The sequence below is a fragment of the Streptomyces sp. 147326 genome (genome assembly GCF_045000215.1).
GTDB lineage: Bacteria > Actinomycetota > Actinomycetes > Streptomycetales > Streptomycetaceae > Streptomyces.
The window spans coordinates 6,416,167-6,440,201 of sequence record NZ_CP134201.1; the positions used below are offsets into that span (position 1 = coordinate 6,416,167).

The following is a 24,035-nucleotide window of genomic DNA, read 5'->3' on the forward strand; positions in this document are numbered from 1 at the left end:
CACATCACGTCGCACGTCGTCAGTTGTGGCCGAACTTCTTCTGCTTGCTCTTGTGGGCCAGATCCATCGGACTCGGCGACGGGTTCACCGACTCGGACGGGCGGTCCATCGAGCCCTTCGACGGGTCCTGTGAAGAGCGGGCCTGCTGCTGCTTCGACGGCTGCTTCTGATTCTTGTTCTTGGCCATGGTGGAACCTCCGTGAGGGTCTAGGGGCCAGGACCGCCTTCACACTCACACAGCACCCGAAACCGCGCATTTTGGATCATTACTGCGCGTAGCCGAACGGCCCTTCCCGGCCGCCCCGTGAGATCCGCCACGCCGATGATCGAGTTCCGGCCTTCAACGCCCTTGAGGTCGGGCAGACTCGGGGCACCCGTCGAAAAACACAGAGGACCCCCAGGGAAGAGGGTGGAACGCGTGGACCGCTGCGTCGTCCTGGTGGACGCCGGCTACCTGTTGGGCGCCGCCGCCAGCCTTCTCGCCGGGGAGCCCTCCCGCTCCCGGATCACCGTGGACCATGCCGCCCTCATCCAGGGCCTGCGCGAGCGGGCCGAGGCCGACACCGAACAGCCCCTGCTGCGCATCTACTGGTTCGACGGCGCACCCGACCGGGTGCCGCAGCCCGAACACCGGCGGCTGCGCGTCATGCCCCGCGTCACCGTCCGCCTGGGCGCCCTGACCCGCAGCGACGGCCGCTGGGCCCAGAAGGGCGTCGACGCCGCCATGCACGCCGAGCTCACCGAGCTCGCCCGCAACCGCGCCTGCTCCGACGTGGTCCTGGTCACCGGCGACGGCGACCTGCTGCCCGGCCTGATGTCCGCCAAGGAACACGGCGTCGCCGTCCACCTGTGGGCCGTCCAGGCCGCCGACGGGGACTACAACCAGTCCGAGGACCTCGTGGCCGAGGCCGACGAACGGCGCGTCCTGGACCGGGCCTGGATCACCCGGGCCGTCCGCGCCAAGGACCTCACCGGCCTGTGCTCGCCGCCGCCCGCACCGCGCCCCGACATCGCCGCCATCCTCTCGGCCCCGCTGCCCGAGGCGGCGCTCGCCGAGGCCGCCCGCAACGGCACCGCCGCCACCGGCGACGACGACCGCGAGGGGGCACCCGTACCGGCGCCGGCCGCCCCCGGGGGCAAGACCGTGCCCACGCCCAAGGACCTCGCCGGATCCCTGCGGGCCCCCGGCCCCCAGGGCGGCCCGCAGACCGGCTCCGGCAGCGCACCGGCCCCCGCCAGCGCCCTGCGCTGGTCCTCCGACAAGGGCTGGATCGACCGGGCCGGACCGCTCGGCGAACCCGCCGAGACCGCCTCGCTGCCCACCCTCGCCCAGCTCACCAGCGCAGAACAGCGCTGGGCGGACCGCGAGGAGGACATCACCACCGTCGGCGGGGACCCGTTCGAGGTGGGACAGGTGTTCGCCCGGCGCTGGATGGAACGGCTCCCCGAGACCGTGCACCTGCAGAAGCTGGCCACCATGTACCCGCGCATCCCGCACCGCATCGACGGCGAGCTGCTGCGGTACGCCGCCCGCTTCGGGCTGCTCGCGCACAAGGACGACCAGATCGACGAGCACGACCGGTACGCCATCCGCGCCGGGTTCTGGAGGGAGATCGACGTCCGCGCGGCCGCCGAGCACGTGGCCGCCGTACCGGCCGCCGCGCCCGGATCCGGTCCCGGCGATCTCGGTGCGCCGCTGACCCCGGCGGCCGAGTAGGGGCGGGAACCCCGTAGGCTGCTCCCTCGTGAGTACGGGCACAGCACACGCGGAAAACAGCACGGCACCGGCCGCGGGAGCGGCTTCGGACGTGATCTGCGCGGTGCGTGACCTGGTCAAGACGTATCCCGCCGTACGCGGCCGGCGCGGGGCTCCCGCACTCCCCGAGACCCGCGCCAGCGACGGCGTCTCCCTGGACGTGCGGCGCGGCGAGATCTTCGGACTGCTCGGCCCCAACGGCGCCGGCAAGTCCACGCTGGTCCGCCAGCTCACCGGCCTGATGCGGCCCGACGCGGGCACCGTGACCCTCCTCGGCCACGACCTCGTACGCCACCCCGAGCGGGCCTCGCGCCTGCTCGCCTACCTCGGGCAGGAGTCCACCGCACTCGACGAGCTCACGGTCGCGCTGGCCGCCGAGACCACCGGGCGGCTGCGCGGGCTCGGCGCACGCGCGGCCCGGGCCGCGCGCGACGCCGTACTGGAGGAGCTCGGGCTGACCGAGATCGCCGGGCGGCCCCTGAAGAAACTTTCCGGCGGACAGCGGCGCCTCGCCTGCTTCGCCTCCGCACTGGTGGGGGAGCGGCCCGTACTGGTCCTCGACGAGCCCACCACCGGCATGGACCCGGTGGCCCGGCGGGCCGTCTGGTCCGCCGTGGACCGCCGGCGCGCGCAGCACGGCGCGACGGTCCTCCTCGTCACCCACAACGTCATGGAGGCCGAGACCGTCCTCGACCGGGTCGCCGTCATCGACCAGGGCCGGGTCATCGCCTGCGACACCCCGGCCGGACTGAAGGCCAGGGTCTCGGGCGAGGTCCGGCTGGAGCTCGTGTGGCGGGAGGCCGCCCCGCTGGAGGTCCCCGAGGTCGCCGCGCTGCGCGAGCTCGCCGTCGAGTCCGGACGGCGCTGGGTCCTGCGGCTCGGCCCGGACGAGGCCCGGGCGGCCGTCGCCTCGGTGACCGGTGGGCCGGCCTTCGCCGCCCTGGACGATTTCACGCTGGCCACGCCGAGCCTCGAGGACGTGTACCTCGCGCTCGGCGGAAAGACGAAAGGCCTGGTGAAGTCGTGAGCGACCGTCCGGCAAGCGCCGTCCTGCCGACTCCGGCTCCGGTCGAGGAGCCGGCCCCCGCGCCGCTGGCCCCGCGGGCACGGTTCCTGCCCGCGCTGGCCGCCGTGTACCGGGCCCAGCTGTCCCGGGCGCGGGTGGCGCGGATCCCGCTGCTCTTCGTGGCCACCTTCCAGTCCGTCGGGATCATGATCCTGATGCGGGGCGTGGTGGACGGGGGCTCGGAGGCCCGGGCCGTCGTCGCGGGTTCCTCCGTACTGGTCGTCGCCTTCGTCGCGCTGAACCTGCTCGCGCAGTACTTCGGGCAGCTGCGGGCGAGCGGCGGGCTCGACCACTACGCCACCCTGCCGGTGCCGCCCGCATCGGTGGTGCTGGGTGCGGCCGCCGCGTACGCCTCCTTCACGCTGCCCGGGACGCTGGTCACCGCCGTCTTCGGGTGCGTGCTCTTCGGCCTGCCGATGGGCGGGCTGTGGATCCTGGCCGCAGTGGTGCCGCTGGCCGGGGCCGCGCTGGCCGGGCTCGGCGCGGCGCTGGGGCTGCTGGCGCCGAGGCAGGAGCTGGCCACGCTCGCCGGGCAGCTCGGGATGTCGGCGGCGCTGCTGCTGGGGGTGCTGCCGCCCGAGCGGATGCCGGGCGTGATCGTGTGGGCGCGGGACCTGCTGCCGTCGACGTACGGGGTGGAGGCGTTCGCGCGGACCTTCGCCCCCGAACCGGACTGGGCCGCCGTCGCCTTCGACCTCGGCGTGTGCGGGGCCGTCGGCGTGCTCTCGCTGGCCGCCGCCACCTGGGCGTACCGGCGGGCCGCGGTCCGCTGAAGCGGTCCGGCGACGCCGCCGCCGGGCACACCTGGCACGATGTGGGGGTGACCGAAGCCGTGACCCCGCCGTCTCCTTTCGACCCGCCGTCGCTCCCGCCCGAGAAGCCCGGCGGAACCGCCTCGGCCATCACCCCGGTCGACATCCGGGACGGGGCCGTCGTCGCCCTCGCGGTCGGGACGGCCGGCCTGCTCCTCGGCCTGCTGTGGGTGTGGCTCGCGCCGCGCGTGCAGTACGTCGCCAACGGGGAGGCCGTGTTCCTGCGCAACAGCGAGAGCGAGGCGCGGATCGCGTCCGACGGAACCTTCTTCCTGCTGTCCGTGGGGCTGGGCGTGCTCAGCGCCGTCGGCGTGTTCCTGTGGCGCCGCGCCGGGGGCGTGCCGCTGGTGATCGGGCTCGCGGTCGGATCCTGCTTCGCCGCGCTGGTGGGGTGGCGGTTCGGGCTGTGGCTGGGGCCGTCCTCGGACCTGGCGGCCGCCGCGGCCGAGGCGGGGCAGGGGGTGCCGTTCGACGCGCCGCTGCAGTTGCTGGCGCACGGGGCGCTGCTGGCGTGGCCGATGGCCGCCGTCCTGCTCCACCTGGGCCTCACGGCCCTGTGGGCCCCCCGCGACCCTGACCCCGCCCCGGTCTACGGCTGGTCCGGCTACTACCAGCCCCCGCAAGCCGACCCCGAGCCCCCGCGCCGCTGAGGCTCAGCCCCGCACCCCGCACCCCGCGCCTCAAACGCCGACGGGGCTGGAAGATCGGGGCTCCGCCCCGGACTCCGCGCCTCAAACGCCGGCGGGGCTGGAGGGAGCGCCGGGGCTGCGAGGGTCCGGCGGGGCTGAGAGGGCGCGGCTGTGCCGGCAGGGCGGGGCGCCGCCCCGGGCGGCGTGCGTAGGGCTACGCTCGGGCCGTGGGACAGCCTGAGCAGCGCGCCGAAGGCGCAGGACCGTTCACCACCCGGCTCACCTGGTACCGGCCCGAAGGGGAAACGGTGGTGTGGGAGTCGCGGCTCGCGCGCAGGCGCGGGGCCCTCTCGGTCCGCGGTCCGGGAGAGACCGCCGACAGGACCACCACCGCCGACGCCGGGGCCCTCCGCCGCCTCCGCAAGCTCAACGCCCTCGCCTCGGGGGCGTTCGTCATCGGGGGAGCGCTCTTCGCGCTCGGCGCCGCCGTGTCCCAGTTCGGCGCGGGCGACGCGCTGGAGAGCGCCGCGATCTACTTCGCGGGGGGCCTGTTCTTCAACACCGGGGGCTACACCTCGCTCCTGCAGGTGCTGAACGCGCCCCGCCACGCCCCGGGGGGCGGTGGACTGGTCGCGTCCGCCTGGAGGTGGTGGGGGTACGAGCCGATGCGCCTGGACTGGCTGAGCACGTTCGTGCTGTTCGTCGGGACACTCGTGTTCGGCGTCAACCTGCTGGACTCGTTCCTGCAGGGGCTCACCGTCCAGCAGGTCAACCGCCTGATCTGGACGCCCGACGTGATCGGGTGCGTGCTGTTCCTGGTCTCGGGGCACCTGGCGTTCGCCGAGATCTGCCACCGGCCCTGGCCCTGTCTCCGCTCGCGCAGCCTCGGCTGGTGGATCGTCGCCGTGAACCAGCTCGGGTCGGTGCTGTTCATGGTCTCGGCACTGGCCGCCTTCACCCGGCCCGCCACCGGAAGCCTGGTCAACACCGGCATCGCCAACTGGGGGACGCTGACCGGAGCCCTGTGCTTTTCCCTCGGCGGTGTGCTCCAGGCCTTCGAACGGCCCCCGGCGTCTTAGGGACGGGCGATCGGGGCCAGGACGGCCGACGTGAGGGAGGCCAGGTCCGACGGGGCGAGCTCGACCTCCAGGCCCCGGCGGCCCGCCGAGACGCAGATGGTGGCGTGCCCCGAAGCCGACGCGTCGATCACCGTGCGCAGCCGCTTGCGCTGCCCCAGCGGCGAGATGCCGCCGCGCACGTAGCCCGTGGTGCGCTCCGCCAGCGCGGGATCGGCCATCGCCGCCCGCTTGCCGCCGGCCGCCGTCGCCAGCGCCTTCAGGTCCAGCGACCCCGAGACCGGGACCACCGCCACCGTCAGGACCCCGTCCACGTCGGCGACGAGGGTCTTGAACACCTGCGCGGGCGAGACGCCGAGCGCCTCCGCCGCCTCCTCGCCGTACGAGGGGTGCGCCGGGTCGTGCTCGTACGCGTGCGTGGTGAACGGGACGCCCGCCGCCGTGAGGGCCACGATCGCCGGGGTGCCGGCCGCCTGCTTCGTCTTCTTCGCCATCGCCTCGTCCGTCAGTTCTGGCTGGTCGGGGAACGGGTCAGGTCCACCGCCGGCAGGGACGGGAGGTGACGGATCACCGCCGTCTCCGTACGCAGCAGCTTCAGTTCCTCCGCCAGCCGGGTCGCCGTGTCCGGGGCCTGGAGCAGCCGCTGCTTCGCGGGGATGTCCAGCACCGCCGCCGCGGCCACCAGGTAGGAGACCACCGACGGCTCGTCGGGGAGTTCCGCGCCCGTCAGGGACCGTTCGCGGGCCCCCGCCAGCCGCTTCTGGTAATTGCGGAACGCCCGCAGCACCCCCTCGGCCAGGACCCCCGCGCCATCGCCGGAGTCCTCCGGGAGCTCTTCCAGCTCGGCCGTCAGGAAGGGGCCCGAGGAGTCGACCGAGAGCAGGCGGACCCGCGTCGTGCCGGTCGCCAGGACCTCGAAGCTGCCGTCCTCCCGCTCCCGGATCGTCGCCGCGTCCGCGATGCAGCCCACCCGGTGGAAGGCCTGGATCGGGTCGGAGCCGAAGCCCGCGGCGGGGCCGCGCTCGGGCAGTGCGGTCTGGTCCGGCAGGCCGGGCGCGGTGGGTGCCACCTCCCGGCCGTCGCGGATCGCGACGACGGCGAACCGGCGCGGTTCCTCCTCGCCCGTCTTCAGCAGCTCGCGCATCATGGCGCGATAACGCTCCTCGAAGATGTTCAGCGGGAGGACGAGTCCCGGGAACAGCACCGAGTTCAGCGGGAAGAGGGGCAGGCGAACGGTGGTCACGAGGCACAGGGTAATGGCCCGGGCACAGACCCCGTCACCCCCGCCTCAGCAGCCGGGACGCTCCCGCGGCCACCGTCGTGGCCAGGATCCAGCCCATGATGACGAGGCCCGCCGCCCCCCACTGCCAGCCGCCCTCCAGCTTCCACTGGCCCTGCTGGCCGAGGTCGATCACCGGGAGCAGCAGATCCAGCGCGTACAGGGCGGCGCTCCACTGCGGATGCTCGTCCTCCTTGATGGCCGGCGGATCGAGCTGGGAGAACAGCAGCGCGCCCGCCGCCCACAGCACCGCCATCCACAGCGCGGCCCGGCCCGGCCGGTACCCGTAGACCACCGTCCAGTCCTGCAGGTACCCCCACGCCTTCGGCCCCGGCGGCAGCGTGGCCCGGCGCCGGCGCTGCTTGGCCAGCAGCACCTCGCGGGCGTCCGCGTCCTCGCCGCTGGCGCGCAGGACGGCGGCCAGCCGCTCGTACGGGTCCGGCGAGTACTCGGGGGTGGCCGCCGCCACCCAGGCGAGGCGCCGGGCGAGCGGGAAGTGGCCGCGCGGCGCCAGGTTCTCGTAGACGAATCCCTCTATGGACACCCCGCCCGGGCCCGGCCAGCTCGTGGAGGTGTCGACGAGCTTGACCACCTTGGCCCCGGACACCACGACACGCCCGCGCTCCGGCCGCTCGCCGACGAAGCGGAACTCGGGGGTCTGGATCCGCCGCAGGGATATCTCCTGCTCGTCCGTGAGCTCGAACCGCGCGCCGTAGAAGTCGATCGCGTCCCCGAAGCGGCCGTCGTCCAGCCGCAGCCCGCCCCGGCACTCGAAGCGCTGCGCCCGCTGGCCGCGCGCCGGCGTCGGCCCCAGCCCGTACGGGGGAGTGGAGGAGCCCTCCCCGCCCTGGAGGTAGCCCAGCGCGATCGAGGTCAGGTACAGGGTCCGCTCGACGGTCAGCTGCGGGGCGTTCAGCGCGAACCGCCCGGAGGGGTTGCACAGGCGGGCCCCGCGCAGGTTCATCGACACGCCGACCTTGGCGCCGCGCAGGCTCACCTCCCCGTACGTCTCCAGCAGCTCGCCCTGGAAGTCCTGCGCGACCGACATCCCGTCGGCGGCGACGGCCCGGCCCTTGCTGTCCCGCTGCACCACGGCCTGGCTGACCAGCAGGTCGGTGCCGATCTGCGCGTCGGTCAGCCGGATCCCGCGCGCCACCCGGCAGCGCGGCAGGTGCAGATCGCCCTCCGTGTGCAGGCGGGCCGCCTCCAGCCGCGGAATCGCGCAGTTGATCAGCCGCAAGGTGCCGAAGCGGGCCTCGGACAGCTGGATCTCGCTGTCGAAGCGGCAGGACTGGAGCTCCACGTACGGGGCCACCGTGCCACCGGACAGATCCAGCCGCCCGGTGATCCGCACCCCGCGGAGCTTGAGGGAGGCCACCCGGCCCGGCACCGGCGGCGGCCCGTGGAGCAGCAGCAGGGAGACCACCTGGGCACGGACGCTGCGGCCGGGACCCCAGACGCGGTCGGCGTGCGGATCGTCCTGCTCGGCGGCGCGGGCGCTGAGGTCGCAGATGCTGCCGGTGCGGAACGCCTCCCACATGCGGCGCTCGGAAGCGGTGAGATCCGCCGGCTCCTCGCCCGCGCGTCCCTCGGTCACGGCGGCCCCCCTCCGCTGACATGTACGTGTAGGGGAACGCTAACGGGCGCCTGTGACATCCGGGGCGTGTATCAGCCAGTGATACGGGCGAACGGTGGCGCGAGGCGGTCTGAGAGAATTGGGAGGTGATCTCTCGTATCGACCTGCGCGGTGACGCCCTCCCCGAGGGTGGCGCCCTGCGCGATCTGCTGCCCCGTGCCGAGTTCGACGTAGAAGCTGCCCTGGAGAAGGTGCGGCCCATCTGCGAGGACGTCCATCATCGTGGCACGGCGGCGCTGATCGAGTACGCGCAGAAGTTCGACGGGGTCGAGCTTTCGCAGGTCCGGGTACCCGCGGAGGCCATCAAGGCCGCCCTGGAGCAGCTGGACCCGGCCGTCCGCGCCGCCCTGGAGGAGTCGATCCGGCGCGCCCGGATCGTGCACCGCAACCAGCGCCGCACCGAGCACACCACCCAGGTGGTCCCCGGCGGAACCGTGACCGAGAAGTGGGTTCCGGTGGAGCGCGTGGGCCTGTACGCCCCGGGCGGCCGCTCGGTGTACCCCTCCTCCGTCGTGATGAACGTCGTACCGGCCCAGGAGGCGGGCGTCGAGTCGATCGCGCTCGCGTCCCCGCCGCAGAAGGAGTTCGGCGGCCTGCCGCACCCGACGATCCTCGCCGCGTGCGCGCTGCTGGGCGTCGACGAGGTGTACGCGGCCGGCGGGGCACAGGCGGTCGCGATGTTCGCGTACGGGACCGAAGAGTGCCTGCCCTCCAACATGGTGACCGGCCCCGGCAACATCTGGGTGGCCGCCGCCAAGCGCTACTTCACCGGGAAGATCGGCATCGACACCGAGGCCGGCCCGACCGAGATCGCGGTCCTCGCGGACTCCACGGCCGACCCGGTGCACGTCGCCGCCGACCTGATCAGCCAGGCCGAGCACGACCCGCTGGCCGCCGCCGTCCTCGTCACCGACTCCGCGGAGCTCGCGGACGCGGTCGAGCGGGAGCTGGAGCCGCAGGTCGCCGCGACCAAGCACGTCGAGGACCGGATCAAGCCCGCGCTCGCCGGCAAGCAGTCCGCGATCGTGCTGGTCGACAGCCTGGAGGACGGCCTCAAGGTCGTCGACGCGTACGGCGCCGAGCACCTGGAGATCCAGACCGCGGACGCCGCGGCCTGGGCCGCCCGTGTCCGCAACGCCGGCGCGATCTTCGTCGGCCCGTGGGCCCCGGTCTCGCTCGGCGACTACTGCGCCGGGTCGAACCACGTGCTGCCCACCGGCGGCTGCGCCTGCCACTCCTCGGGCCTGTCCGTGCAGTCCTTCCTGCGCGGGATCCACATCGTCGACTACACGCGGGACGCCCTCGCCGAGGTCACCCACCACGTGGTGACCCTCGCGGAGGCCGAGGACCTGCCGGCGCACGGCGCCGCCCTCAAGGCCCGCTTCGGATGGAAGGTTCCCCAGGCGTGACCGGCATCGACGACCTCCCCATTCGGGACGAGCTGCGCGGCAAGACCCCGTACGGCGCCCCCCAGCTCGACGTGCCCGTCCAGCTGAACACCAACGAGAACCCCTACGAGCTCCCCGCGGAGCTCGTCGCGCGGATCGCCGAGCGGGTGGCCGAGGCCGCCCGCACCCTCAACCGCTACCCCGACCGGGACGCGGTGGAGCTGCGCACCCAGCTGGCCGCCTACCTCACCCGTACGGCCAAGCACCCGGTCGCGCGGGAGAACGTATGGGCCGCCAACGGCTCCAACGAGGTCATCCAGCAGCTGCTGCAGACCTTCGGCGGGCCCGGCCGCACCGCCCTCGGCTTCGAGCCCTCGTATTCGATGCACGCGCTGATCTCCCGCGGCACCGGCACCCGCTGGATCTCCGGCCCGCGCCGGGAGGACTTCACCATCGACGTGGCGGCGGCGGAACGGGCGATCGCCGAGAACGCCCCCGACGTCGTCTTCATCACCTCGCCCAACAACCCCACGGGTACCGCGGTCGAGGCCGAGACGGTCCTCGCCCTCTACGAGGCCGCCCAGGCCGCCAAGCCCTCCCTCGTGATCGTGGACGAGGCGTACGTGGAGTTCAGCCACCGCGACTCGCTGCTGCCCCTCATCGAGGGCCGCCCGAACATGGTGGTCTCCCGGACCATGTCCAAGGCCTTCGGCGCGGCCGGCCTGCGCCTGGGCTACCTCGCCGCGCACCCCGCCGTCGTCGACGCCGTCCAGCTGGTGCGCCTGCCGTACCACCTGTCGGCCGTCACCCAGGCCACCGCGCTGGCCGCCCTGGAGCACACCGACACCCTGCTCGGCTACGTCGAGCAGCTCAAGGCCGAGCGGGACCGGCTGGTCGTCGAACTGCGGGCCGTCGGCTACGAGGTCACCGAGTCCGACGCGAACTTCATCCAGTTCGGGAAGTTCGACGACTCCCACACCGCATGGCAGAAGATCCTCGACCAGGGTGTCCTGGTCCGTGACAACGGAGTCCCGGGGTGGCTGCGCGTCACCGCCGGCACCCCGGCAGAGAACGACGCGTTCCTGGAAGCGGTTCGCGCACTGAAGAAGGAGCAGCACGCATGAGCCGCATCGGACGGGTCGAACGGACCACCAAGGAGACCTCGGTCCTCGTCGAGATAAACCTCGACGGCACCGGCAAGGTCGACGTCTCGACGGGCGTGGGCTTCTACGACCACATGCTCGACCAGCTCGGCCGCCACGGCCTCTTCGACCTCACGGTCAAGACGGACGGCGACCTGCACATCGACAGCCACCACACCATCGAGGACACCGCCCTCGCGCTGGGCGCCGCCTTCAAGCAGGCCCTCGGCGACAAGGTCGGCATCTACCGCTTCGGCAACTGCACCGTGCCGCTCGACGAGTCCCTCGCCCAGGTGACCGTCGACCTGTCCGGCCGCCCGTACCTCGTGCACACCGAGCCCGAGAAAATGGCGCCGATGATCGGCGAGTACGACACCACGATGACCCGGCACATCCTGGAGTCCTTCGTCGCGCAGGCCCAGATCGCCCTGCACGTCCACGTCCCGTACGGGCGCAACGCCCACCACATCGTGGAGTGCCAGTTCAAGGCCCTCGCCCGGGCCCTGCGCTACGCCGCCGAGTTCGACCCGCGCGCGGCCGGCATCCTGCCCTCCACGAAGGGCGCCCTCTAGCCGTGAACGGCCTCAACACCATCCTGATCGTCCTCGGCCTGTTCCTGGCCGGCGGCGTCTACTCCTTCCACAAGCAGAAGATGCCGATGTCGGTCATCGTCCTGCTCGCCATCGGCTCCGCGATGTGCCTCGCCGCCGGAGTCCTGCGGATCCAAGGAATCTGGGAATGAGCACAGCACGCCCCACCAAGAAGGTCGTCGTCTTCGACTACGGCTTCGGCAACGTCCGCTCCGCCGAGCGCGCCCTCGCCCGCGTCGGCGCCGACGTCGAGATCACCCGTGACTACGACAAGGCCATGGACGCCGACGGACTCCTCGTCCCCGGCGTCGGCGCCTTCTCCGCCTGCATGAAGGGCCTGCGCGGGGCCCGCGGCGACTGGATCATCGGCCGCCGGCTCTCCGGCGGCCGCCCGGTCATGGGCATCTGCGTCGGCATGCAGATCCTCTTCGAGCGCGGCATCGAGCACGGCGTGGAGACCGAGGGCCTGGACGAGTGGCCCGGCACGGTCGGCCCGCTCAAGGCCCCGATCGTCCCGCACATGGGCTGGAACACCGTCGAGGCCCCGGCCGGCAGCCAGGCCTTCGCCGGCCTGGACGCCGACGCCCGCTTCTACTTCGTGCACTCCTACGCGGCGCGCGAGTGGAGCCTGGAGACCACCAACCCGCTCATCCGCGCCCCCAAGGTCACCTGGGCCACCCACGGCGAGCGTTTCGTCGCGGCGGTGGAGAACGGGGCCCTGTGGGCCACCCAGTTCCACCCCGAGAAGTCCGGCGACGCCGGCGCCCAGCTCCTCACCAACTGGATCGAGACCCTGTGATGACCGTGTCCTCAGCGAAGCTGGAACTCCTCCCCGCGGTCGACGTCCGCGACGGTCAGGCCGTCCGCCTCGTGCACGGGGTGTCCGGCAGCGAGACCTCCTACGGCTCCCCGCTGGAGGCGGCCCTCGCCTGGCAGCGCTCCGGCGCCGAATGGCTGCACCTGGTCGACCTCGACGCCGCCTTCGGCACCGGTGACAACCGCGCCCTGGTCGCCGAGATCACCGGCGCCATGGACATCAAGGTCGAGCTCTCCGGCGGCATCCGCGACGACGCCTCGCTCGCCGCGGCCCTCGCCACCGGCTGCACCCGCGTCAACCTCGGCACCGCCGCCCTGGAGACCCCCGAGTGGGCCGCCAAGGCCATCGCCGAGCACGGCGACAAGATCGCGGTCGGTCTCGACGTGCGCGGCACCACCCTCAAGGGCCGCGGCTGGACCAGCGAGGGCGGCGACCTGTACGAGACCCTCGCGCGCCTGGACTCCGAGGGCTGCGCCCGGTACGTCGTCACCGACATCGGCAAGGACGGCACGCTCACCGGCCCCAACCTGGAGCTGCTGAAGAACGTCTGCGCCGCCACCGACCGGCCCGTCGTCGCCTCCGGCGGCATCTCCTCCCTGGACGACCTGCGGGCCCTGGCCGAGCTGGTGCCGCTGGGCGTCGAAGGCGCGATCGTCGGCAAGGCCCTGTACGCCAAGGCCTTCACCCTGGAAGAAGCCCTGAAGGTGGTCTCCGCATGAGCTCCGCAGAAGTACGCCGCATCTCCTCCGGTGGCCCCTACGAGGACGTCATCGCGTACTCCCGCGCCGTGCAGCTGCCGAACGGGCTCGTGCTCGTCTCCGGATGCACCGCGGCCGACGCGGGCGGCCCGTACGACCAGGCCGTCGCGGCCTTCGGCGTCGCCTTCAAGGCCCTCGCCCAGGCCGGGCTCGGCCCCGAGGACGTCGTCCGCACCCGCATGTACCTGACGCACGCCCGCGACGTGGACGACGTGGGCCGCGCGCACAAGGAACTCTTCGACGCGGTCCGCCCGGCCGCGACCATGCTCATCGTCTCCGGCTTCGTCGACCCGTCGATGGTCGTCGAGGTGGAGGTCGAGGCGTACAAGGCGGTGTCCGGATGAGCCTCGCCGTACGCGTGATCCCCTGCCTGGACGTGGACAACGGCCGGGTCGTCAAGGGCGTCAACTTCCAGAACCTGCGCGACGCCGGTGACCCGGTGGAGATGGCCAAGCTGTACGACGCCGAAGGCGCCGACGAGCTGACCTTCCTCGACATCACCGCCTCCTCCGGCAACCGCGAGACCACGTACGACGTGGTGCGGCGGACCGCCGAGCAGGTCTTCATCCCGCTCACGGTGGGCGGCGGCGTCCGCACGGCGGACGACGTCGACAAGCTGCTGCGGGCCGGAGCGGACAAGGTCGGCGTCAACACCGCCGCCATCGCCCGCCCCGAGCTGATCCAGGAGATCGCGGAGCGCTTCGGCCGCCAGGTCCTCGTCCTGTCGGTCGACGCCCGCCGGACCGGGTCCGGCACCTTCGAGGTCACCACGCACGGCGGCCGCCGGGGCACCGGCATCGACGCCGTCGAGTGGGCCCACCGGGCGGCCGAGCTGGGCGCGGGGGAGATCCTGCTGAACTCGATGGACGCGGACGGCACGAAGGACGGCTACGACACGGAGATGATCGCGGCCGTCCGCAAGCACGTGACCGTGCCGGTGATCGCGTCGGGCGGGGCCGGCAAGCTGGAGCACTTCCCGCCGGCCATCGAGGCGGGCGCCGACGCGGTCCTCGCGGCCTCGGTGTTCCACTTCGGTGACCTGCGGATCTCCGAGGTCAAGTCCGCCCTCCGCGAGGCCGGCCACCCGGTCCGCTGACGCGGTACGGGCCCGGCCTGCGGCCGGGCCCCGTCGCTCAGCCGGCGCCCAGCAGCCGAAGGACCGCCTGGACCGCGTCGACGACCGGCTGGGCGAGCGGGCCGATCACCGCCGCGACGCCGGCCACGGTCATCAGGGCACCGTGGCGCTCCTGCGGGGTGCTGCCGGAGGAGGCGATCGTACGCAGCGAGCCGTCGACGGTCTCGGCGCTGGCCGCCGGGATCCGGTCGCGCAGCTCTTCGAGCAGCCGTACCAGCGTCTCGATCGCTGCGCGCTGGTCGGCGGGCAGCTGCGGGGCGACGGCCGGGAACTGGTTCTTCACGATTCCGGTGTTGCCGCTTCCCTGGTTCATGTTGACGATGTCGCCGTAGTGGTTGCCACCGGTCATTTCTTCACGACCCCCATGTTCCCGATGCCGCCGTACATGTTCACGGTGTCGCCGAGGTGGTAGTTGCTCGGATTGATGCTCAGACGTTCGACGCGTACGGCGAACTCGGTCTCCGGGTGCTCGATGGCGTGGACGATCTGCCGGACCAGCTGCCGCAGCTGCTCCTTGTCGGGCAGCGTCACCAGGGCGGTGGAGGGGCCCGACGTCTCCACTGACAGAACGTGCCGGGACGGCGCGGCCAGCTGGGTGACCAGCCGGACGAGGAGGATGACCGCCATGATGGCGCCGAGGGTCCACAGGCTGTCCGCGGCGTTGCTCGAGCGGTAGTCCGTGCTGCTGGACGACCCCGGGTCCGCAGAGGCGACCTGGAGCACGATGATCAGCGCTGCCGTGACACCGAGCCACTTCAGGAACTGGAGGAAGGCTTCCCCGCGGGCGGGCTTGATCTGGAAGGTGCGCACCCGGACGACGTTGTGCAGCGGATAGGCCGCGCCGTCCACCCACAGCAGCCGTTTGCCCACTCGCAGCTCCACACCGAGCTCGGGTGCTCTGGGCGCCTGCACCTGCGCCTGCGCAGGCGGTGGCGCCGCCGGCGGCCGGGGCGGTAACGGTGGCGGTGGGACCGGGCCGGATTCCATATTTCCCCCGTGCGTTGTCGGCCATGTGACCGCGCGAGGCTTCATTAAGCTCGCCCGATGTCACAAGGGCAAGGGGATGTTCACGCCAAGTGCACCCCCCCGGTGCAGGCCTTCTAGATGCCCAGTCGTGCCCTCGTCAGCTTGGCGACCGCTTCCTTCTCCCCGTCCAGGGAGACGTCGGCCGAGTCCTGACGGCCGAAGCAGAACAGGGTCAGTTCGCCCGGCTCGCCCGTCACCGTCACCACCGGCGCCCCCTTGTGCGCCACCGCCGTCTGGCCGTTCGGGCGGCGCAGGACCAGGCCCACCGGGGAGCGGCGGCCCGTCAGGCGGGCCATCTTCTCCAGGCGGGACCACAGGGAGTCCGAGAACACCGGGTCCAGTTCCCGCGGGGACCAGTCCGGCTGCGCCCGGCGGACGTCCTCCGCGTGGACGAAGAACTCCACCGCGTTCGCCGCCTCGTCGATCTGCTTCAGCGCGTACACCGACATCCTCGGCGGCCCGGTCCGGATCAGCTGGATCAGTTCCTCGTAGGGCTTGGCCGCGTACTCCGCCATGGCCTTGTCCAGGCGGGCCTTCAGCACGTTCAGCAGGATCCCGCCCGCCGCGTCCGGCCGCCGCTCGCGGACGACGACGTGCGCGGCCAGTTCGCGGCAGGTCCAGCCGTCGCACAGCGTGGGGGCCTCCGGGCCGGCCGCCTCCAACAGGTCCGCCAGCAACAGTCGTTCACGCTTCGCATGGGTAGACATGCAGGCCAGCCTACGGCCGGAAGCCGCCGCGTGCCCGCCCATCAGGCGGACGCGGATCATCACCGCCATCCCGGCCCGGCACAATGTCCGTATGAGTACGTCCCCCCGCCCCGGCTCCCTCGATCCCGCCATCGCCGCACGGCTCAAGCGCTCCGCCGACGGACTGGTACCGGCCATCGCCCAGCAGTACGACACCGGTGAGGTGCTCATGCTCGGCTGGATGGACGACGAGGCCCTGCACCGCACCCTGACCACCGGCCGCTGCACCTACTGGTCCCGCAGCCGCCAGGAGTACTGGGTGAAGGGGGACACCTCCGGCCACTTCCAGCACGTGAAGTCCGTCGCTCTGGACTGCGATGCCGACACCGTGCTCGTCAAGGTCGACCAGGTCGGAGCCGCCTGTCACACCGGGGCCCGGACCTGCTTCGACGACGATGTCCTCCTCCGCGCAGCCGACTAGGTAGGGTCCCACGCAATGGATCTTGAGACGTTCCGCAAGCTCGCGGCCGACCGCCGCGTCATCCCCGTGAGCCGCAAGCTGCTGGCCGACGGGGACACCCCCGTGGGGCTCTACCGCAAGCTGGCCGCCGAACGCCCCGGCACCTTCCTGCTGGAGTCGGCCGAGAACGGCCGCTCCTGGTCCCGGTACTCCTTCATCGGCGTCCGCAGCGACGCGACCCTGACCGCCCGGGACGGCCGCGCGCACTGGATCGGCACCCCGCCCGTCGGCGTACCCACCGACGGCGACCCCCTGGACGCGCTGCGCGCCACCGTCGAGGCCCTGCACACGCCCCGCGACCTCGCGGGCGGGATGCCGCCCTTCACCGGCGGCATGGTCGGCTACCTCGGCTACGACATCGTGCGCCGCCTGGAGCGGATCGGCGAGCACACGGCCGACGACCTCGAACTGCCCGAGCTGACGATGCTGCTCACCTCCGACCTGGCGGTCCTGGACCACTGGGACGGCACCGTCCAGCTCATCGCCAACGCGATCAACCACAACGACCTCGACACGGGCGTGGACGAGGCCCACGCGGACGCCGTGGCCCGTCTCGACGCCATGGAGGCCGACCTCGCGCGGCCCGCCCCGTACACGCCGGCCCCGCTGCCCGCCTCCGAGCTGCCGGAGTTCTCCGCCCTCTGGGGCGGCGAGAAGTACCAGGCGGCCGTCGAGGACATCAAGGAGCGGATCCGGGCCGGCGAGGCCTTCCAGGTCGTGCCCTCGCAGCGGTTCGAGACCCCCTGCCGGGCCTCCGCGCTGGACGTCTACCGGGTGCTCCGGGCCACCAACCCGTCCCCGTACATGTACCTCTTCCGCTTCGAGAACGGCTTCGACGTCGTGGGCTCCAGCCCCGAGGCGCTGGTCAAGGTCGAAGACGGGCGGGCCATGGTCCACCCCATCGCCGGCACCCGCCACCGCGGAGCCACGCCGCAGGAGGACCACGAGCTCGCCGAGGAGCTGCTGGCCGACCCCAAGGAGCGCGCCGAGCACCTGATGCTCGTCGACCTGGGCCGCAACGACCTCGGCAGGGTCTGCGAGCCGGGCTCCGTCGAGGTCGTCGACTTCATGAGCGTCGAGCGGTACTCGCACGTCATGCACATCGTGTCCACCGTCACCGGGCGGGTCGCCGAGGGCCGGACCGCCTTCGACGTGCTCACCGCCTGCTTCCCGGCCGGCACCCTCTCCGGCGCGCCCAAGCCGCGCGCCATGCAGATCATCGAGGAGCTGGAACCCTCCCGCCGCGGCCTCTACGGCGGCTGCGTGGGCTACCTGGACTTCGCCGGGGACTCCGACACGGCCATCGCCATCCGCACCGCGCTGCTGCGCGACGGCACGGCGTACGTGCAGGCCGGCGCCGGTGTCGTCGCCGACTCGGTGCCCGAGCTGGAGGACAAGGAGTGCCGCAACAAGGCGGCCGCGGTGCTGCGCGCGGTGGCAGCGGCGAACCGCCTCCACGGCTCCTGAGGGCGTAGGGGATAGTGGGGTACGTGAGTGCCGTACCCCCGCCCCGAAACGATGCCGCGTCCGAGCCCGAGGCTCCCGACAGCCGCAGCGCCCGCCGCAGCGTGGCCGTCGCACTGCTGCTGGGTGCGCTCGGCGCCACCGTCGTCCTGCTCGCCTCCGGCCGCACCTGGGCCCGGGGCACCGCCGCCATCGGCGGTGACTCGCTCCAGCTGGCCGCGGACGGCCGGGCCGTCACCGGTCTCCCGGCCGCCCTGGCCATCGTGGGCCTGGCCGCGCTGGTCGCCGTCTTCGCCGTACGCGGCAAGAGCCGCCTGCTGGTGTCGGGCCTGCTGGCGCTCAGCGGCCTGGGCGCCGTGCTGTCCGCGCTCCTCGGCTCGGACGGCCGTCGGGCCCTGGACGCGCAGGCCGCCCGTACGACCGCGGACAGCGCCGCGCACGTGGCCGGGCTGACCCAGACGACGTGGCCGTACGTCACGGCCGCCGGCGCGGTCCTGATCCTGGCCGCCGGGCTGCTGGCGCTGCGCTTCGGCCGGAGCTGGCCCTCGATGGGAGGCCGCTACGAGCGTGACGGCAGCCCCCGTCAGCGCGCCGTCGCGGCGGTGGATCCGGACCGGCCGGAAGATCTGTGGAAGGCTCTGGACCGGGGCGAGGACCCGACCACGGACCCGACCGCCGGCCCGGCCCGCTGACCCGACCCCCCTGGACGGCGAGGCCGCCCGGTGCGGGACAATGGTCACCGAGCGTTCGACACAGACCGCACGTTCGACACAGCAGCGCGACAGAGCAACGAGGAGCAACTCATGGCGGGCACTAGCCACGGACACACCCCGGCCGCCTGGACCGGTGTCATCATCGCCTTCATCGGTTTCTGCATCTCCGGCGCCTTCATGGTGATCGCGAACCCGCTCGGCTTCTGGGCCGGTCTCGTCGTCGTCGTGCTCGGCGGGGTCGTGGGCATGGCGATGAAGGCCGCGGGCATGGGTGCGCCGAAGGCGGCTCACAAGGACCTTGCCGAGGTCATCGCCGCCAACAAGGTCCCTGCCAAGGTCTGACGCGACCGACCGGGTACGCGACGAGATGCAGCGCAGCCGAAAGGCGTGGCCCGGCCGGGCTGCGCCTTTTGTCATGACCGGAGAGAATCACTGGGTGGACGCCTCCCGCACCCCCGATGTCCCGCCGCCGGCCGTGCCCCCGGCGCACCAGGCGCCCCCTGCACCCCGGCGGTCCCGGGCGCGCAGGCTCGCCGTCCCGGCGTCCTACCTGGCCGGGGCCGTGGCCGCCTTCGCGTACGTGGGCACCGTGGACCCCAACGAGCCGGGCCACTATCCGGTCTGCCCGCTGCTGCGGCTCACCGGGATCCTCTGCCCGGGCTGCGGCGGTCTGCGCAGTGCGCACGCGTTCGCCCACGGCGATCTGGTCACAGCTTTCGGGGCGAATGCCCTCGCCGTCACGGGCTACTTCGTCTTCGCGGGGTTCATGGCCCTGTGGCTGGTCCGCGCCTTCCGCGGCAGGCCGGTCCCCAGGATCGTCCTGCGGCGGCCGTACTGGTGGGGGCTCGGCGCGCTGGCGCTGGTCTTCGTCGTCGTCCGAAATCTTTCTTTCGGCTCGATGCTGGCCCCCTGAGCCCCCCGAGCCCCTTGAGCAGCCCATTTGGAGCCCCGGTTCCGGATGTCCAGGTACTGGGACGCCGTCAACCACGTGCGGAGGGCCAGGCCTCCTGCGGATACCATTTGAATTGCTGACCTTGCAGTTGTACGTGTCTGCAAGGCGGCCGACCGTCATCGACCCGGAAGGGGGCCGCTCGCGTGAGTGTGCTCGACGAGATCATCGAAGGGGTCCGCGAAGACCTTGCCGAACGGCAGGCCCGCGTGAGCCTCGACGAGCTCAAGGAGCGTGCCGCCAAGGCGCCCCAGGCCAAGGACGGCGTCGCTGCCCTGCGCGGCGACAGCGTCAAGGTGATCTGCGAGGTCAAGCGCTCCAGCCCCTCCAAGGGTGCGCTGGCCGCGATCGCGGATCCGGCCGGGCTCGCCGCCGACTACGAGGCGGGCGGTGCGGCGGTCATCTCCGTCCTCACCGAGCAGCGTCGTTTCGGCGGCTCGCTGGCCGACCTGGAGGCCGTCCGCGCCCGCGTGGACATCCCGATCCTGCGCAAGGACTTCATCGTCACGGCGTACCAGCTCTGGGAGGCCCGCGCCTACGGCGCCGACCTCGCGCTGCTGATCGTCGCGGCCCTGGAACAGGAGGCCCTCGTCTCCCTCATCGAGCGGGCCGAGTCCATCGGTCTCACCCCGCTCGTCGAGGTCCACGACGAGGAGGAAGTGGAGCGCGCGGTCGCCGCCGGTGCCAAGATCATCGGTGTCAACGCCCGCAACCTCAAGGACCTCAAGGTCGACCGCTCCACCTTCGAGCGCGTCGTCGGAGAGATCCCGGCCCACATCGTCAAGGTCGCCGAATCCGGCATCCGCGGGCCGCACGACCTGATCGCCTACGCCAACGAGGGCGCCGACGCCGTCCTCGTCGGGGAGTCCCTGGTGACCGGCCGCGACCCGAAGGCCGCCGTGGCCGACCTCGTCGCCGCCGGCGCCCACCCCGCCCTGCGCCACGGGCGGAGCTGACCCGTCCCCATGGCCCACGACCTCCCCACCGTCCGCACGCAGTCCGCGCCGCCGGCATTCCGCCGCGGCCCGGTCGGCGTGCCGACGGCGCACGCGCCCCTGGCGCGCGGCTGCCGCCCCCGCGGCTGTCGTGCCCCGGCCCGGCGCGTGCACGGGCGGCGGGTCCGGTACGTGATCGGCTCCGAGCCCGGTCAGGTCAACGGCATGCGATGGCGCCGCGGAGGCGCGCTGTAACGAGGGCCGCCGCGGCCCGGTACGCGAGACGTACCGCGCCGCGAGCCGCTCCCGTACGGCCTGCAGCCCGAGCCGGCCGGCTCCGGGCGCGGGCCGCTCCGCACCGTATGCGCGACATCCCCCAGCGGGGTGTGCGCGGTACTTGCGGGCGGCGCCATACGGTGAATCCACCCCGCCGCATCTCGCACCCGTAGGAGCACTGGACATGTCCAGCGAGTTCTTCATTCCGGACCCGGAGGGTCACGTTCCCAACGCCGAGGGTTACTTCGGCGACTTCGGCGGCAAGTTCATCCCGGAGGCGCTCGTCGCCGCCGTGGACGAGGTCGCCGTCGAATACGAGAAGGCCAAGGACGACCCGGCCTTCGCGGCCGAGCTCAACGACCTCATGGTCAACTACACCGGCCGCCCCAGCGCCCTCACCGAGGTGCCCCGCTTCGCCGAGCACGCCGGCGGCGCGCGGATCTTCCTCAAGCGCGAGGACCTGAACCACACCGGCTCGCACAAGATCAACAACGTGCTGGGCCAGGCGCTGCTCACCAAGCGCATGGGCAAGACCCGGGTCATCGCCGAGACCGGCGCCGGCCAGCACGGCGTGGCCACCGCCACCGCCTGCGCGCTCTTCGGCCTCGAGTGCGTCATCTACATGGGCGAGATCGACACCCAGCGCCAGGCGCTGAACGTCGCCCGCATGCGGATGCTGGGCGCCGAGGTCATCGCCGTGAAGTCCGGCTCCCGGACGCTCAAGGACGCGATCAACGAGGCGTTCCGCGACTGGGTCGCCAACGTGGACCGGACCCACTACCTCTTCGGTACGGTCGCCGGCCCCCACCCCTTCCCGGCCATGGTCCGCGACTTCCACCGGGTCATCGGGGTCGAGGCCCGCCGCCAGATCCTGGAGCGCGCCGGCCGGCTGCCCGACGCCGTCGCGGCCTGCGTCGGCGGCGGCTCGAACGCCATCGGCCTCTTCCACGCCTTCATCCCGGACGCCGACGTCCGCCTGGTCGGCTTCGAGCCCGCCGGGCACGGCGTCGAGAGCGGCGAGCACGCGGCCACGCTGACCGCCGGCGAGCCCGGGATCCTGCACGGCTCCCGCTCGTACGTCCTCCAGGACGAGGAGGGCCAGATCACCGAGCCGTACTCCATCTCGGCCGGTCTGGACTACCCGGGCATCGGCCCGGAGCACTCCTACCTCAAGGACTCCGGCCGCGGCGAGTACCGCGCGGTCACCGACGACGCCGCGATGCAGGCCCTGCGCCTGCTGTCGCGCACCGAGGGGATCATCCCGGCGATCGAGTCGGCGCACGCCCTCGCGGGCGCCCTGGACCTCGGCAAGGAGCTGGGCAAGGACGGTCTGCTGGTCGTCAACCTGTCCGGCCGCGGCGACAAGGACATGGACACGGCGGCCCGCTACTTCGGGCTGTACGACGGCGAGAAGGCCGAGGGGGAGTCGAAGTGAGCAACGGCAACATCCAGCTGCTGAGCGACACCCTCGCCAAGGCGAAGTCCGAGGACCGCGCGGCCCTCGTGGCCTACCTCCCGGCGGGCTTCCCGACCGTCGACGGCGCCATCGAGGCGGTCAAGGCCGTCATCGAGGGCGGCGCGGACGTGGTCGAGATCGGCCTCCCGCACAGCGACCCGGTGCTGGACGGCGCGATCATCCAGACCGCCGACGACATCGCCCTGCGGGGCGGAGTCAAGATCGCCGACGTGATCCGTACCGTCCGCGAGGCGCACGAGGCCACCGGGGCCCCGGTCCTGGTGATGACGTACTGGAACCCCATCGACCGCTACGGCGTCGAGCGGTTCACGGCCGAGCTGGCGGCGGCGGGAGGCGCCGGCTGCATCCTGCCCGACCTTCCGGTGCAGGAGTCCGCGCTGTGGCGCGAGCACGCCGAGAAGCACGGTCTGGCGACCGTCTTCGTCGTCGCCCCCAGCAGCAAGGACGCGCGGCTGGCCACCATCACGGCGGCCGGTTCCGGCTTCGTCTACGCCGCCTCCCTCATGGGGGTCACCGGCACCCGCGAATCGGTCGGCAACCAGGCCCAGGACCTGGTCCGGCGCACCCGCGCCACGACCGACCTGCCGGTCTGCGTGGGCCTCGGCGTCTCCAACGCCGTCCAGGCCAAGGAGGTCGCCGGCTTCGCCGACGGCGTGATCGTCGGCTCGGCCTTCGTGAAGCTGCTGCTGGACGCGCCGGACCTGCCCGCCGGGCTGGACGCCGTACGGGCGCTCGCGGGCGAGCTCGCGGAAGGCGTCCGCAGGAGCTGACGGGCCCCGACGGGCCCCGTTCGATCGAAAGCGCGGAACTCTGACCGGGTTCTGTAGTCCGATCGGGTGGAAGTGGGAGCAGGGAGGCACGCGAGTGCCTCCCTGCTTCGTTTGGCCGAACGTGAGCGAGAAGAACGACGGTGCTAACCGCGATGCGACGAAACGATCGGCCCGGGAGCGACTCCAGGAGGAGCGCCAGCGGCAGAAGACCCGGGACAAGCGCCGGCGGACCCTCATCGTGGCGTCGGCGGTGGTCGGCGTCCTCGGCCTGGCGACCGTCGTCGGCGTGATCGCGGCCAACACCGGCAAGAGCGGAGGCTCCAAGACGGGCCCGGTGGTCGCCCCCTCCGGGGCCACCGGCAAGGACGCCCTCGCCATCCAGACGGGCAAGGCCGAGGCGAAGTCCACCCTCACCGTGTGGGAGGACTTCCGCTGCCCCGCCTGCAAGTCCTTCGAGGACAACTACCGGGACACGATCCACGAGCTGGAGGCCAAGGGCCTGCTCAAGGTCGACTACCACCTGGTCACGCTCATCGACGGGAACATGGGCGGCAGCGGTTCGCTGAAGGGTGCGAACGCGGCGGCCTGCGCGCAGGACGCCGGCAAGTTCACCGAGTACCACGACGTCCTCTTCCAGAACCAGCCGCAGGAGGTCGACGACGCCTACGGCAAGAACGAGAAGCTGCTGGAGCTGGCGGGCAAGGTGAACGGGCTGGACACCCCCGCGTTCCGCAAGTGCGTCGAGGACGGCACCCACAACAGCTGGGTGGGCAAGTCGCACGAGGCCTTCACCGCCGGGAAGTTCCGGGGCACGCCGACCGTGCTGCTGGACGGCAAGAACATCTTCGCCGACGAGGCCAATCCGGTGACCCCGCAGAAGCTGAAGGAGCAGGTGGAGGGGGCGGCCAAGGGCTCCGGCGGAACCGTGGCCGACAAGGGGGCCGATAAGGAAGCCGACAAGGCGGCGGGGAAGGCCTCGCCGTCGGCGGGATCCGGGACGAAGGCCGGAGCGAAGGCCTCGCCGTCCGCCTCGAAGACGGCGTCGAACGGCTCCGCGAACCGTTCTTCGACCGGCTCTTCGAACGGTGCTTCGGGGGACTGACCACCGGCCGGTCCATGTCTGGATTTGGTTTCG

30 protein-coding genes are annotated in these 24,035 nt (G+C 72.5%); 23 read left to right on the top strand and 7 right to left on the bottom strand.

Annotated features, from left to right (window positions below):
• Nucleotides 1–19: 19 nt before the first annotated feature.
• Nucleotides 20–187 carry a hypothetical protein gene (locus RIU97_RS29370; protein WP_404960601.1) on the bottom strand — a complete coding sequence of 56 codons (168 nt, stop codon included), beginning with the start codon at nucleotides 185–187 and terminating at the stop codon, nucleotides 20–22.
• Nucleotides 188–409: 222 nt separating this feature from the next.
• Here RIU97_RS29370 and RIU97_RS29375 point away from each other — a divergent pair, with 222 nt between their 5' ends.
• The 5 genes from RIU97_RS29375 (at nucleotide 410) to RIU97_RS29395 (ending at nucleotide 5,342) form a co-directional block, all read left to right on the top strand.
• A complete protein-coding gene (locus tag RIU97_RS29375; protein WP_404960603.1) occupies nucleotides 410–1,717 on the top strand; it encodes an NYN domain-containing protein in 1,308 nt (435 codons plus the stop codon).
• A 94-nt stretch (nucleotides 1,718–1,811) separates the two neighbouring features.
• Nucleotides 1,812–2,783, top strand: coding sequence for an ABC transporter ATP-binding protein (locus RIU97_RS29380; RefSeq protein ID WP_404962984.1), 972 nt, complete (start codon nucleotides 1,812–1,814; stop codon nucleotides 2,781–2,783).
• The gene (locus RIU97_RS29385; protein WP_404960605.1) at nucleotides 2,780–3,595 is read left to right on the top strand and encodes an ABC transporter permease; all 816 of its coding nucleotides are present in this window, start codon (nucleotides 2,780–2,782) and stop codon (nucleotides 3,593–3,595) included. The genes RIU97_RS29380 and RIU97_RS29385 overlap by 4 nt, the downstream gene beginning before the upstream one ends.
• A gap of 47 nt (nucleotides 3,596–3,642) precedes the next feature.
• Nucleotides 3,643–4,284: a hypothetical protein gene (locus RIU97_RS29390; RefSeq protein WP_404960606.1), complete on the top strand. Its 642-nt coding sequence runs from the start codon at nucleotides 3,643–3,645 to the stop codon at nucleotides 4,282–4,284.
• A gap of 206 nt (nucleotides 4,285–4,490) precedes the next feature.
• A complete protein-coding gene (locus RIU97_RS29395) occupies nucleotides 4,491–5,342 on the top strand; it encodes a hypothetical protein (protein ID WP_404960608.1) in 852 nt (283 codons plus the stop codon).
• Here RIU97_RS29395 and ybaK read toward each other — a convergent pair.
• From ybaK to RIU97_RS29410, 3 genes are read right to left on the bottom strand one after another with little or no spacing between them, the layout of a single operon-like run.
• Nucleotides 5,339–5,833: a Cys-tRNA(Pro) deacylase gene (gene ybaK, locus RIU97_RS29400; RefSeq protein ID WP_404960609.1), complete on the bottom strand. Its 495-nt coding sequence runs from the start codon at nucleotides 5,831–5,833 to the stop codon at nucleotides 5,339–5,341. The genes RIU97_RS29395 and ybaK overlap by 4 nt on opposite strands.
• Nucleotides 5,834–5,844: 11 nt before the next feature.
• A complete protein-coding gene (locus RIU97_RS29405; protein WP_404960610.1) occupies nucleotides 5,845–6,582 on the bottom strand; it encodes an LON peptidase substrate-binding domain-containing protein in 738 nt (245 codons plus the stop codon).
• Between the two features lie 34 nt (nucleotides 6,583–6,616).
• On the bottom strand, nucleotides 6,617–8,215 hold the full coding sequence (locus RIU97_RS29410) for an oxidoreductase (RefSeq protein ID WP_404960612.1): 1,599 nt from the start codon (nucleotides 8,213–8,215) through the stop codon (nucleotides 6,617–6,619).
• 125 nt (nucleotides 8,216–8,340) lie between these two features.
• Here RIU97_RS29410 and hisD point away from each other — a divergent pair, with 125 nt between their 5' ends.
• The 8 genes from hisD to hisF are packed head-to-tail and all read left to right on the top strand — an operon-like array spanning nucleotide 8,341 to nucleotide 14,045.
• The gene (gene hisD / locus RIU97_RS29415) at nucleotides 8,341–9,663 is read left to right on the top strand and encodes a histidinol dehydrogenase (RefSeq protein WP_404960614.1); all 1,323 of its coding nucleotides are present in this window, start codon (nucleotides 8,341–8,343) and stop codon (nucleotides 9,661–9,663) included.
• Nucleotides 9,660–10,766 carry a histidinol-phosphate transaminase gene (locus RIU97_RS29420; RefSeq protein ID WP_404960616.1) on the top strand — a complete coding sequence of 369 codons (1,107 nt, stop codon included), beginning with the start codon at nucleotides 9,660–9,662 and terminating at the stop codon, nucleotides 10,764–10,766. The genes hisD and RIU97_RS29420 overlap by 4 nt, the downstream gene beginning before the upstream one ends.
• On the top strand, nucleotides 10,763–11,356 hold the full coding sequence (hisB, locus tag RIU97_RS29425; RefSeq protein WP_385130510.1) for an imidazoleglycerol-phosphate dehydratase HisB: 594 nt from the start codon (nucleotides 10,763–10,765) through the stop codon (nucleotides 11,354–11,356). The genes RIU97_RS29420 and hisB overlap by 4 nt, the downstream gene beginning before the upstream one ends.
• A gap of 2 nt (nucleotides 11,357–11,358) precedes the next feature.
• Entirely contained in the window at nucleotides 11,359–11,526 is a 168-nt protein-coding gene (locus RIU97_RS29430; RefSeq protein WP_030707277.1) for a hypothetical protein, read from the top strand.
• On the top strand, nucleotides 11,523–12,173 hold the full coding sequence (hisH, locus tag RIU97_RS29435; protein WP_404960618.1) for an imidazole glycerol phosphate synthase subunit HisH: 651 nt from the start codon (nucleotides 11,523–11,525) through the stop codon (nucleotides 12,171–12,173). The genes RIU97_RS29430 and hisH overlap by 4 nt, the downstream gene beginning before the upstream one ends.
• On the top strand, nucleotides 12,173–12,910 hold the full coding sequence (gene priA / locus RIU97_RS29440) for a bifunctional 1-(5-phosphoribosyl)-5-((5-phosphoribosylamino)methylideneamino)imidazole-4-carboxamide isomerase/phosphoribosylanthranilate isomerase PriA (RefSeq protein ID WP_319721782.1): 738 nt from the start codon (nucleotides 12,173–12,175) through the stop codon (nucleotides 12,908–12,910). The genes hisH and priA overlap by 1 nt, the downstream gene beginning before the upstream one ends.
• Nucleotides 12,907–13,293, top strand: a complete 387-nt coding sequence (locus RIU97_RS29445) for a RidA family protein (RefSeq protein WP_404960620.1) — start codon at nucleotides 12,907–12,909, stop codon at nucleotides 13,291–13,293. Before priA ends, RIU97_RS29445 begins: the two co-directional genes overlap by 4 nt.
• Entirely contained in the window at nucleotides 13,290–14,045 is a 756-nt protein-coding gene (gene hisF / locus RIU97_RS29450) for an imidazole glycerol phosphate synthase subunit HisF (protein WP_404960621.1), read from the top strand. Before RIU97_RS29445 ends, hisF begins: the two co-directional genes overlap by 4 nt.
• A 37-nt stretch (nucleotides 14,046–14,082) precedes the next feature.
• On the opposite strand, the gene RIU97_RS29455 is transcribed toward hisF, so the two are convergent.
• From RIU97_RS29455 to RIU97_RS29465, 3 genes are all read right to left on the bottom strand, one after another.
• Nucleotides 14,083–14,433 carry a hypothetical protein gene (locus tag RIU97_RS29455; RefSeq protein ID WP_404960623.1) on the bottom strand — a complete coding sequence of 117 codons (351 nt, stop codon included), beginning with the start codon at nucleotides 14,431–14,433 and terminating at the stop codon, nucleotides 14,083–14,085.
• On the bottom strand, nucleotides 14,430–14,954 hold the full coding sequence (locus tag RIU97_RS29460; protein WP_404960624.1) for a DUF6232 family protein: 525 nt from the start codon (nucleotides 14,952–14,954) through the stop codon (nucleotides 14,430–14,432). The genes RIU97_RS29455 and RIU97_RS29460 overlap by 4 nt, the downstream gene beginning before the upstream one ends.
• Before the next feature lie 230 nt (nucleotides 14,955–15,184).
• The gene (locus tag RIU97_RS29465; protein ID WP_404960626.1) at nucleotides 15,185–15,817 is read right to left on the bottom strand and encodes a TIGR03085 family metal-binding protein; all 633 of its coding nucleotides are present in this window, start codon (nucleotides 15,815–15,817) and stop codon (nucleotides 15,185–15,187) included.
• A 91-nt stretch (nucleotides 15,818–15,908) separates the two neighbouring features.
• Here RIU97_RS29465 and hisI point away from each other — a divergent pair, with 91 nt between their 5' ends.
• The 10 genes from hisI (at nucleotide 15,909) to RIU97_RS29515 (ending at nucleotide 24,002) form a co-directional block, all read left to right on the top strand.
• The gene (hisI, locus tag RIU97_RS29470) at nucleotides 15,909–16,277 is read left to right on the top strand and encodes a phosphoribosyl-AMP cyclohydrolase (RefSeq protein WP_319721786.1); all 369 of its coding nucleotides are present in this window, start codon (nucleotides 15,909–15,911) and stop codon (nucleotides 16,275–16,277) included.
• A gap of 15 nt (nucleotides 16,278–16,292) precedes the next feature.
• Nucleotides 16,293–17,783 carry an anthranilate synthase component I gene (locus RIU97_RS29475; RefSeq protein ID WP_404960627.1) on the top strand — a complete coding sequence of 497 codons (1,491 nt, stop codon included), beginning with the start codon at nucleotides 16,293–16,295 and terminating at the stop codon, nucleotides 17,781–17,783.
• 14 nt (nucleotides 17,784–17,797) lie between these two features.
• On the top strand, nucleotides 17,798–18,472 hold the full coding sequence (locus RIU97_RS29480; protein WP_404960629.1) for a TIGR02234 family membrane protein: 675 nt from the start codon (nucleotides 17,798–17,800) through the stop codon (nucleotides 18,470–18,472).
• A gap of 111 nt (nucleotides 18,473–18,583) precedes the next feature.
• On the top strand, nucleotides 18,584–18,835 hold the full coding sequence (locus RIU97_RS29485) for an HGxxPAAW family protein (RefSeq protein WP_362853976.1): 252 nt from the start codon (nucleotides 18,584–18,586) through the stop codon (nucleotides 18,833–18,835).
• 73 nt (nucleotides 18,836–18,908) lie between these two features.
• On the top strand, nucleotides 18,909–19,406 hold the full coding sequence (locus RIU97_RS29490) for a DUF2752 domain-containing protein (protein WP_404960631.1): 498 nt from the start codon (nucleotides 18,909–18,911) through the stop codon (nucleotides 19,404–19,406).
• A 182-nt stretch (nucleotides 19,407–19,588) separates the two neighbouring features.
• A complete protein-coding gene (gene trpC, locus RIU97_RS29495; protein ID WP_214932893.1) occupies nucleotides 19,589–20,398 on the top strand; it encodes an indole-3-glycerol phosphate synthase TrpC in 810 nt (269 codons plus the stop codon).
• Between the two features lie 9 nt (nucleotides 20,399–20,407).
• Nucleotides 20,408–20,632, top strand: coding sequence for a tryptophan biosynthesis modulator TrpM (gene trpM / locus RIU97_RS29500; protein WP_404960633.1), 225 nt, complete (start codon nucleotides 20,408–20,410; stop codon nucleotides 20,630–20,632).
• 205 nt (nucleotides 20,633–20,837) lie between these two features.
• A complete protein-coding gene (trpB, locus tag RIU97_RS29505; RefSeq protein WP_404960635.1) occupies nucleotides 20,838–22,088 on the top strand; it encodes a tryptophan synthase subunit beta in 1,251 nt (416 codons plus the stop codon).
• A complete protein-coding gene (gene trpA / locus RIU97_RS29510) occupies nucleotides 22,085–22,900 on the top strand; it encodes a tryptophan synthase subunit alpha (RefSeq protein ID WP_383575494.1) in 816 nt (271 codons plus the stop codon). The genes trpB and trpA overlap by 4 nt, the downstream gene beginning before the upstream one ends.
• A gap of 121 nt (nucleotides 22,901–23,021) precedes the next feature.
• A complete protein-coding gene (locus RIU97_RS29515; RefSeq protein ID WP_404960637.1) occupies nucleotides 23,022–24,002 on the top strand; it encodes a DsbA family protein in 981 nt (326 codons plus the stop codon).
• The last annotated feature ends 33 nt before the right edge of the window (nucleotides 24,003–24,035 follow it).